At 61.7% G+C, this 9,043-nt stretch carries 9 protein-coding genes; 5 read left to right on the forward strand and 4 right to left on the reverse strand.

The features are described from left to right. Window positions 1–34: 34 nt before the first annotated feature. Complete coding sequence (gene miaA / locus ACFRFQ_RS19775) at window positions 35–961, reverse strand: tRNA (adenosine(37)-N6)-dimethylallyltransferase MiaA (protein ID WP_378661128.1); 927 nt, start codon at window positions 959–961, stop codon at window positions 35–37. Beyond that, window positions 958–1,689: a class III extradiol dioxygenase subunit B-like domain-containing protein gene (locus ACFRFQ_RS19780; RefSeq protein WP_378661131.1), complete on the reverse strand. Its 732-nt coding sequence runs from the start codon at window positions 1,687–1,689 to the stop codon at window positions 958–960. The genes miaA and ACFRFQ_RS19780 overlap by 4 nt, the downstream gene beginning before the upstream one ends. Window positions 1,690–1,843: 154 nt before the next feature. Here ACFRFQ_RS19780 and ACFRFQ_RS19785 point away from each other — a divergent pair, with 154 nt between their 5' ends. Beyond that, window positions 1,844–3,244: a DUF349 domain-containing protein gene (locus ACFRFQ_RS19785; protein WP_378661133.1), complete on the forward strand. Its 1,401-nt coding sequence runs from the start codon at window positions 1,844–1,846 to the stop codon at window positions 3,242–3,244. 35 nt (window positions 3,245–3,279) lie between these two features. On the opposite strand, the gene ACFRFQ_RS19790 is transcribed toward ACFRFQ_RS19785, so the two are convergent. Together ACFRFQ_RS19790 and miaB are read right to left on the reverse strand one after the other, a co-directional pair. After that, the gene (locus ACFRFQ_RS19790; RefSeq protein WP_138868157.1) at window positions 3,280–3,873 is read right to left on the reverse strand and encodes a hypothetical protein; all 594 of its coding nucleotides are present in this window, start codon (window positions 3,871–3,873) and stop codon (window positions 3,280–3,282) included. Beyond that, on the reverse strand, window positions 3,870–5,405 hold the full coding sequence (gene miaB, locus ACFRFQ_RS19795; protein ID WP_378661135.1) for a tRNA (N6-isopentenyl adenosine(37)-C2)-methylthiotransferase MiaB: 1,536 nt from the start codon (window positions 5,403–5,405) through the stop codon (window positions 3,870–3,872). The genes ACFRFQ_RS19790 and miaB overlap by 4 nt, the downstream gene beginning before the upstream one ends. Window positions 5,406–5,648: 243 nt before the next feature. Here miaB and gluA point away from each other — a divergent pair, with 243 nt between their 5' ends. The 4 genes from gluA (at window position 5,649) to ACFRFQ_RS19815 (ending at window position 8,981) form a co-directional block, all read left to right on the forward strand. Further along, complete coding sequence (gluA, locus tag ACFRFQ_RS19800) at window positions 5,649–6,377, forward strand: glutamate ABC transporter ATP-binding protein GluA (protein WP_378661587.1); 729 nt, start codon at window positions 5,649–5,651, stop codon at window positions 6,375–6,377. 94 nt (window positions 6,378–6,471) lie between these two features. Further along, complete coding sequence (locus ACFRFQ_RS19805) at window positions 6,472–7,308, forward strand: glutamate ABC transporter substrate-binding protein (RefSeq protein ID WP_378661138.1); 837 nt, start codon at window positions 6,472–6,474, stop codon at window positions 7,306–7,308. Between the two features lie 99 nt (window positions 7,309–7,407). Then, window positions 7,408–8,088, forward strand: coding sequence for an amino acid ABC transporter permease (locus tag ACFRFQ_RS19810; RefSeq protein WP_378661140.1), 681 nt, complete (start codon window positions 7,408–7,410; stop codon window positions 8,086–8,088). Then, complete coding sequence (locus ACFRFQ_RS19815; protein WP_378661143.1) at window positions 8,085–8,981, forward strand: amino acid ABC transporter permease; 897 nt, start codon at window positions 8,085–8,087, stop codon at window positions 8,979–8,981. Before ACFRFQ_RS19810 ends, ACFRFQ_RS19815 begins: the two co-directional genes overlap by 4 nt. Window positions 8,982–9,043: the final 62 nt, after the last annotated feature.

The following is a 9,043-nucleotide window of genomic DNA, read 5'->3' on the forward strand; positions in this document are numbered from 1 at the left end:
AATTCGGGGAAGCGTTACACACGGGGCCGCACAACTACTGCGCTACTCCCGCCACAGCCTCACGCGCGGCGTCCAGCAAACTGTCAGCGCCGCCGTCGAGCCACTGGACCCGCGTATCGCGACGGAACCACGACCGCTGACGCCGAACGTATCGACGAGTCCCGATGAAGGTGCGCTCGAGTGCCTCCGCAAGGTCGTATTCACCGTCGAGATGAGCCAGTACCTGCGCATAGCCGATCGCTCGCGGCGCGGTCACGCCGTCGCGGAGACCCTGTTCGATCAACGCCTCGACCTCACCGACCAATCCGGCGTCGAACATCAACTCCGTCCGCAGCCGAATACGCGCATCCAACTGTTCCGTATCCCGATCGACCCCCAAGATCCTTGTACCCCAACGAGGTTCACCGATCTGGGGAGCTGACGCCGCAAATGGCTGCCCGGTCAACTCCACAACCTCGAGCGCACGCACCATGCGGCGGCCGTCGGTCGGAAGTATCGACGCAGCCGCAACGGGATCCGCCGCCACCAGCGCGGCATGCACCGCCGCGATTCCCTCGTCTGCAAGCACAGCTTCCCACCGCGCACGCACCACGGGGTCGGTGGCCGGGAAGGCCCACTCGTCCAGGAGCGATTGCACGTACATCATGGATCCACCGACGATGACGGGCACTTTTCTCTCCGCCATCAACCGCTCCACGATGGTGATGGCGTCGTGTTGATACCGCGCCACGGTGGCCGTCTCGGTGACATCGAGCACGTCGAGCAGGTGATGCGGAATCCCGCGGCGTTCACCGACTGGAAGTTTTGCGGTTCCGATGTCCATGCCGCGGTAGAGCTGCATCGCGTCGATGTTGATGATCTCGCCGCCGAACTCCTGCGCCAGATCGAGCGCAAGATCGGACTTACCCGCAGCCGTCGGGCCGACCACGGCAATGGGTCGCCAATCGCCGTTGACGCTCACGGACGCCACATCCCGACGTGATAACCGACGCCCAGCGGTGCACCGCTGTAGTGCACTACAGCGTCGGGTTGCTCGGTGAACACCGACGCCAACACCTGCCAGACAGCGCGGCCCGACGCACCGATCTCCTCGCACAGCGCAGGATTCAGCTCCAGAAGAGCCGCCCGATCCCCCACCTCCAGCGCATCGTCGATCACCGCCTGGACCGGCGCGGCCCGCTCGTCGAAGCTGCCGGGCGCCTTGGGACTCAGAGTCGACGCTCCATCCGCGAGAATCAGTAGGCCGACCGGCTCGTCTCCGGCGTCCAGGATTTCACGCAGCTTCGCGCCGAGTGCGCGGCATTCGTCCACCGACGCGGTAGTTGAAATCAGATGCACGTCGACAGACACATCCCGCCCGCTCTGCTCGCGGAGCCAACCGGCAACCAAGACAGCCAATGGCAGCTCCGGATTGACCGGTCCCCGAGCATTACCGTCGAGTTGGGTGCGAACATCAGCTCCGAAACCGGCAAAGGTTCCGACCTCGCCCTGGCCCACACCCACGGTTCCGGCGATTTCCAGGACTTTCTCGGTGTCGGCGCCCAACGCGATCCATCGCGGAGCAGTGGCTGCCAATTCCCGAACTACCCGGAGTGTCTCCGCTCGGACCTCGTCGGCCGGAGCCGAGTCGCCCGATAATTGGGGAACAAGAAGTGGGGGCGACGGGACCAGTGCGGCAGCTGTGAACACAGATGCCACGCTAGTCCAACCCGAGGTGGCAACCTGACACCCCGTTACCTGATTCAATAGTCGTAGAACGTGAGTACCGGGTTCAATAAACCAGAGATACGTGGAACCAGAAATGCGATCAGGCAGCCGTGACGCGCGGCAGAGACGAGGACCGATGACCGAGAACAGCGAACCCACCACCGGAACAGACACCAGCTCGGCACCCGGCACACCAACCCCCGGTGCCGCCAAGCCGAGTGCGTCGACGCCGAAACCCGGCGCTCCGAAACCAGGTGGACCGCGACCAGGCGCGCCACGGCCAGGACCGGCTGCCAGCCGTCCGGCAGTACCGACTACCCCGGCAAGCGACCCGAGCAAGTTCGGCCGCGTCGAGGAAGACGGCACCGCATGGGTGAAGACCGCTGACGGTGAACGCCAGATCGGATCGTGGCAGGCCGGTGATGCGGCCGAGGGCCTGGCCCACTTCGGTCGGCGCTACGACGACCTCGCAACCGAAGTCACCCTACTCGAGGCGCGTCTGACCTCCGGTGCCGGTGATGCGAAGAAGACCAAGGCCGCAGCTGTTGCGCTCCTGGAAACGCTTCCCACCGCAGCAGTGATCGGCGATCTCGACGCGCTTTCCACACGCCTCGACCACATTATCGCCGGTTCCGACGAAGCTGCAGCTCACGCCAAGGAGGAGAAGGAGCAGTCGCGGGCGACCAACACTGCACGCAAGGAAGCCCTTGCTGCCGAGGCAGAACAGATCGGCACCCAATCCACCCAGTGGAAGACCGCAGGTGATCGCCTGCGCGAAATCCTCGACGAGTGGAAGACCATTCGCGGTATCGATCGTAAGGTCGACGACGCGCTGTGGAAGCGGTACTCCAAAGCCCGCGAATCCTTCAATCGTCGACGTGGCGCCCACTTCGCAGAACTGGACCGAGACCGGGCCAGCGCGCGCTCCACCAAGGAAGAACTGGTCGAGCGCGCCGAAAAGCTGTCGACGTCCACTGAGTGGGGACCGACGGCAGGCCAATTCCGCGACCTTCTCACCGAGTGGAAAGCCGCAGGTCGCGCACCTCGCGAGGCCGACGACACACTGTGGGAACGGTTCAAGACCGCGCAGGACGTCTTCTTTGCAGCGCGTAATGCCGCAGCTGCAGAACGTGACGCAGAGTTCGAGGAGAACGCGAAAGCCAAGGAAGCCCTCCTGGCCTCGCACGCCAACATCGATCCCGAGCACGGCCTCGACAGCGCGCGTGCGTCACTGCGCGACTTGCAGGAGAAGTGGGATGCCATCGGCAAGGTTCCGCGCGATCGCATGCAGGATCTCGAGGCGAAGCTTCGGGCTCTGGAAAGCAAGGTCCGTGACGCCGTCGACGCGCAGTGGCGTCGTACCGACCCGGAGGCCCTCGCCCGCGTAGCCCAGTTCAAGGAACGGGTCACGCAGTTCGAGGAGCAGGCCGCCAAGGCCGAAGCTGCCGGCAAGACCAAGGATGCGGAAAAGGCGCGCGCTCAGGCCAAGCAGTGGCAAGAGTGGGCAGACGCAGCCGAAGGCGCAGTCAACGACTGAGCGGGGTTACCGTCGGCTGGCCCCGCGCCGCGGGGTCAGCCGGCGTTCCACTGCTGGTTTTGCTCTGCTTCCGCGGCAGCGATCCGTCGCTGTTCCTCGGCAGCCAACTGGATTGTCGTGCGCGCCCAGACGACCTTGAGCCAGTGGAACGTCAGGAACATGACCGTGAACCAGCCGATGACCAGTCCGATCGACGGTCCGGCTACGTGGAACGCTTCGGGAATTGTCTGACGCGACCAAATTGCCATCATGCCGAGTGCACTTGCAACGGCACTACCGGCCAGCGCGATCCAGGCCACCGACCACCGACGCGTAACCAAGGCAAGCATCGAGAATCCGATGCCGAAGATCACAACAAACCACACATACAGGCGCGAGAACAGCGCGATGCGCTCGGAAACCGCGTCCTGGTTGAACGCCAAGACGTCCCAGCCGTTGGCGACCCCGGCGTGCGGAAGCGCAAGCGTTCCGACGAGCACCAGAACGGCTATCGCAACAACCATCGCCCGAACACCCGGATCGATTTCGCCGGCAATCTTTCGCTCGACGGCGTCGAGATCGGAACGGTATTCCTCGAAGGAAGCGTCGTCGCCGGAAGGCGACGTCCTGTTGTCGTGTGCTGAACTCATGAATTGCATCCCATCTGAACGGGTTGTGGGGCTGGGGCACCGATCTTCGGCAGTCCGAGACCGACGCCGATCGGCGCGGTCTTGGGCGTGATCCCCTGGTCGAAAGAATCTCCGGCGCGCGTGCGCCGATGAGTGAGCACGCCGTCGTCGGCAACGAGGTGGTGCGGCGCGCCGTGCGTGATGACTACGGTCACGACGTCACCGGGGCGAATCGAGGACTCCACATTGCCTTCGGGCCGGAAATGCACCAACCGGCCGTCACGGGCGCGACCGCTCATTCGGTGCGTGGCCGCATTCTTACGGCCTTCACCGGCAGCAACAAGGAGCTCCACTTCGGTGCCCACGAGTTTGCGGTTTTCTTCGATGTTGACTTCTTCCTGCACCGCCAGAAGTCTCACGTAGCGTTCCTGGACCACGTCCTTGGGGATCTGGTCTTCCATCTCTGCTGCCGGAGTGCCGGGGCGAATGGAGTATTGGAACGTGTACGCATTCGAGAACCGTGCCTTGCGTACGACATCGAGGGTTTCCTGGAAGTCCTCTTCGGTTTCGCCAGGGAATCCCACGATGATGTCCGTAGTGATCGCAGCGTGCGGCATGGCGGCCCGCACCTTCTCGATGATTCCGAGATACTTGGACTTGCGGTAGGAACGCTTCATCGCCTTGAGAACTTTGTCGGAACCGGACTGCAACGGCATGTGCAACTGCGGGCACACGTTGGCAGTGGTCGCCATAGCCTCGATGACGTCGTCGGTGAATTCCGCGGGGTGCGGCGACGTGAACCGGACACGCTCGAGCCCTTCGATGTTTCCGCAGGCCTTCAGCAGGGACGCAAAAGCCCCGCGGTCGCGCGGTTGCTCGGGATCGGCAAAGGACACGCCGTAAGCGTTGACATTCTGACCGAGCAGGGTCACCTCGGACACGCCTTCGTTCACCAGCGCCTGCACCTCGGCCAGGATGTCGCCCGGACGGCGATCGACTTCCTTGCCGCGCAAGGCGGGAACGATACAGAACGTGCAGGTATTGTTGCAGCCAACTGAAATGGAAACCCAACCGGCATAGGCAGATTCACGCTTCGCAGGCAGCGTCGACGGAAACGCCTCCAGCGCGTCGAGGATTTCGACCTCGGCCCGCTGATTGTGGCGCGCGCGGTCGAGTAGTGCAGGCAGCGAACCGATATTGTGCGTTCCGAAGACCACGTCGACGATCGGAGCCCGCTTGACGACAGTCTCACGGTCTTTCTGCGCAAGGCATCCACCGACAGCAATCTGCATGTCTGGCTTGGCCTTCTTGTTCTGCGCCAACATACCGAGTGTTCCGTACAGTTTGTTGTCGGCATTCTCGCGGACGGCACAGGTGTTGAAAACCACAAGATCGGGATCGACGCCGGACTCCACCTTGCGATAACCCGCATCTTCGAGAAGTCCCGACAGACGCTCGGAATCGTGGACGTTCATCTGGCAGCCGTGAGTCCGCACTTCGTAGGTGCGGGCGGGAGGCGCTGCCGAAGCCGTGGCGGTGGTAGCCGAAGGCACGGTGGGGGTCTTTTCGTCGATCAGTGACACGCTTCAGCGTAGCTCACGTCCACTACGACGTGTAATAACGCCCAGGTAAACCGACAAAGCACCATATAAACGTCAGCGGCGTAAAATTTTCACTACCGTTACGCAGAACCCTGACGAAATGCGGGGCACAGACGGAAACTACGCCTAAGGTTCTCGGTTATGACCCACGCCGACGATGCGCAGACGCCGACCACCTCCGGCGATTCCACATCCATGATCTCGATGACTTCGGTAAACAAGCATTTCGGGGATCTTCATGTGCTCCAAGAGATCAATCTCGAAGTGCCCCAGGGCCAAGTTGTGATCGTCCTGGGTCCGTCCGGTTCCGGTAAGTCGACGCTGTGCCGGACCATCAACCGGCTCGAACCCATCGATTCAGGCACCATCGCAGTCGACGGTAAGACCCTTCCCGAGGAAGGCAAAGCCCTCGCAGCTCTCCGCGCCGACGTGGGCATGGTGTTCCAGTCCTTCAACCTCTTTGCCCACAAGACGATCCTCGAGAACGTCATGCTCGCACCGATGAAAGTCCGCAAAGCCAAGAAAGAGGACGCAAAGAAGACCGCTCTTCAGTTGCTCGAGCGTGTCGGAATTGCCAATCAGGCCGACAAGTACCCCGCACAGCTTTCCGGCGGTCAGCAGCAGCGTGTCGCCATTGCTCGCGCTCTCGCGATGCAACCGAAAGTGATGCTGTTCGACGAGCCCACCTCCGCTCTCGACCCCGAGATGGTGAACGAAGTCCTCGACGTCATGACTTCCCTCGCAAAAGAGGGCATGACCATGCTCGTCGTGACCCACGAGATGGGCTTCGCACGTAAAGCCGGCGATCGGGTGCTGTTCATGGCTGACGGCCAGATCGTCGAAGACACCAACCCGACAGAGTTCTTCACCCACCCCAAGTCGGATCGGGCCAAGGACTTCCTCGGAAAGATCCTCACGCACTGATCAAGTCCTGCACCGACGTCCACAAGACACCCGTCTCGACTTCACAGTTCGAATGTCGACACATTCGAATGTCGTCACAACTGAGAGGATCTCCATGAAGATCAATCGTTCCGTCCGTTTCGGAATCGGAATCATGGCCATTGCGTTCGCTGCCACAGCCTGTGGCGGCGGCGAGGAGAACAAGTCGATCACCGAGGGTGCTTCCGACGGCACCCTCACCGTCGGCATCAAGTTCGATCAGCCGGGCCTCGGCCAGCGTAATCCCGACGGTACGTTCTCCGGCTTCGACGTCGAGGTAGCCCGGTACATCGCCAACGAACTCGGTGTGAAGCCGGAAGGCATCACCTTCAAGGAATCGCCGTCAGCCCAGCGTGAGACGTTGATCCAGAACGGCGAGGTCGACTACATCGTCGCGACCTACTCGATCACCGACACGCGCAAGGAGAAGGTCAGCTTCGCCGGCCCGTACTTCATCGCCGGCCAGTCACTTCTCGTTCGCTCCGACAACACCGATATCACCGGACCCGATTCCCTCACCGGAGGCAAGAAGCTCTGCTCGGTGTCGGGTTCGACTCCGGCCCAGAACATCCAGGACAACTACGCCAAGGACGTCCAGCTCCAGCCTCTCGACACCTACTCCGCGTGTGTCGAGGCTCTGCGTAACGGCGCAGTCGACGCTGTCACCACCGATGACATCATCCTCGCCGGCTACGCGGCCCAGTACCCGGGCGAGCTGAAGGTCGTCGGAGAGCCGTTCACGACCGAGAAGTACGGCGTCGGCCTGGCCAAGGACGATTCCGAAGGTCGCGGCAAGATCAACGACGCCATCGAGAAGATGATCTCCACCGGCGCTTGGGAAGAAGCCTTCAACAACACCGTTGGCGCTTCCGGCTACCCCATCCCGGCACCACCCACCGTTGATCGTTACTGACCTGCTTTTTTCACCGTCAATCTCGCTGCGGCTCCCCACTTCGGGAGCCGCAGCGCCTGACGCCACCAACGGAGATCCCGTGATCTGGGGAGACGGCAAGTGAACCTACTGAGCAAGTACGGCGACCAGATTCTGGAAGCCTTCTGGACCACGATCCAGCTGACGTTCTTCTCCGCGATCGGCGCCGTCATCATCGGTGTCATCGTCGCGGCCATGCGCGTGTCACCGGTCCCGGTCGCCAGATTCCTGGGCACCGCGTATGTGACCGTGTTCCGCAACACCCCCTTGACGCTGATTCTGCTGTTCTGTCTGTTCGGACTGTCGCAGACGCTCGGAGTCAACCTCGCCAAGTCGGACTCGCCGACGTTCCTGACAGACAACAACTTCCGACTCGCCGTACTCGGCCTCAGTGTTTACACAGCCGCATTCGTCTGTGAGTCACTTCGATCAGGAATCAATACCGTTCCGGTGGGCCAGGCTGAGGCCGGCCGATCACTCGGCCTGTCGTTTGCACAGAATCTTCGCTTGATCGTTCTACCCCAGGCATTTCGCGCGGTAACAGCACCTCTGGGTAGCGTGCTCATCGCACTGACCAAGAACTCGACCATCGCCGCGGTGATCGGCGTATCCGAAGCGTCAGCGCTGATGAAGAAGATGATCGAAAATGAAGCCGCGATCTTCGTCGTCGGTGGAATCTTCGCTGTCGGTTTCGTGATCCTGACACTTCCCATGGGCTTGATCTTCGGCAAGCTGAGCAAGCGATTCGAGGTTTCACGATGAGCAACCGCGCAACAGTCCTGTACGACGCGCCCGGCCCCAGAGCGCGAACTCTCTACCGATTCGCGTCACTGGTTGTCGCCGCCCTGATGGTGGCAATCGGGTACGTCATCTACCGCGCGCTCGACGAAAAAGGCCAGCTGACCGCAGCGAAGTGGGATCCGTTCCTCGAATCCACCTCGTGGACAACGTATCTGCTACCCGGCATCCGTGGGACGCTGATTGCGGCCGCGATGTCCATCGTCTTCGCACTGATCCTCGGTTCCGCCCTGGGTATCGGTCGACTCTCCGATCACAACATCATTCGAAAGATTTGCGGCGTCATCGTCGAGCTGTTCCGTGCGGTACCAGTTCTGATTCTGATGATCTTCTCGTATCAGGTGTTTGCCGAATACGAAGTCTTCAAGTCTAAGTACCTCGCACTCGCCGCAGTCGTCGTCGGCTTGACTCTGTACAACGGTTCCGTGATCGCCGAGATCGTCCGTGCCGGAATCAACTCACTTCCCAGGGGGCAGAGCGAAGCAGCCAAGGCACTGGGCATGCGCAAGACACAGATCATGGTGACGATCCTGCTCCCCCAAGCGGTCACCGCCATGCTCCCGGCGCTGATCTCGCAGATGGTCGTGGCGCTGAAGGACTCCGCCCTCGGTTACCTGATCGGGTACGTGGAATTGGTGCGTCAGGCCCAACAACTCGGCACTTTCTACGGGAACTTCTTGCCGGCGCTCATCGTGGTCGCAGCGATCATGATCGCCCTCAACTCAGCCCTCACCTTCCTGGCAACCAAGGTGGAGAAGCGCCTGAGATCCGGAAAGCGAAAAGGCAAAGGCCCGATCGCTCCGCCGGTCGCCGATGTTGCGATGTCGGTTCCGGGAATTGATCTGACCAAGCCGTGAACTGATCGATCAGCTGCTCCACTGAAACGTGAAGCGGGGTGTGTCACCGAATTCGGTGACAC

Source organism: Rhodococcus sp. NPDC056743 (genome assembly GCF_042790355.1).
Taxonomy (GTDB): domain Bacteria; phylum Actinomycetota; class Actinomycetes; order Mycobacteriales; family Mycobacteriaceae; genus Rhodococcus_F.

What these genes read in the sequence shown, in the direction of transcription:
- ACFRFQ_RS19785 (WP_378661133.1), top strand. Translation starts at nt 1,844, where the DNA reads ATGACCGAGAACAGCGAACCCACCACCGGAACAGACACCAGCTCGGCA.
- ACFRFQ_RS19790 (WP_138868157.1), bottom strand. Translation starts at nt 3,873, where the DNA reads ATGAGTTCAGCACACGACAACAGGACGTCGCCTTCCGGCGACGACGCT.
- gluA (WP_378661587.1), top strand. Translation starts at nt 5,649, where the DNA reads ATGATCTCGATGACTTCGGTAAACAAGCATTTCGGGGATCTTCATGTG.
- ACFRFQ_RS19805 (WP_378661138.1), top strand. Translation starts at nt 6,472, where the DNA reads ATGAAGATCAATCGTTCCGTCCGTTTCGGAATCGGAATCATGGCCATT.
- ACFRFQ_RS19815 (WP_378661143.1), top strand. Translation starts at nt 8,085, where the DNA reads ATGAGCAACCGCGCAACAGTCCTGTACGACGCGCCCGGCCCCAGAGCG.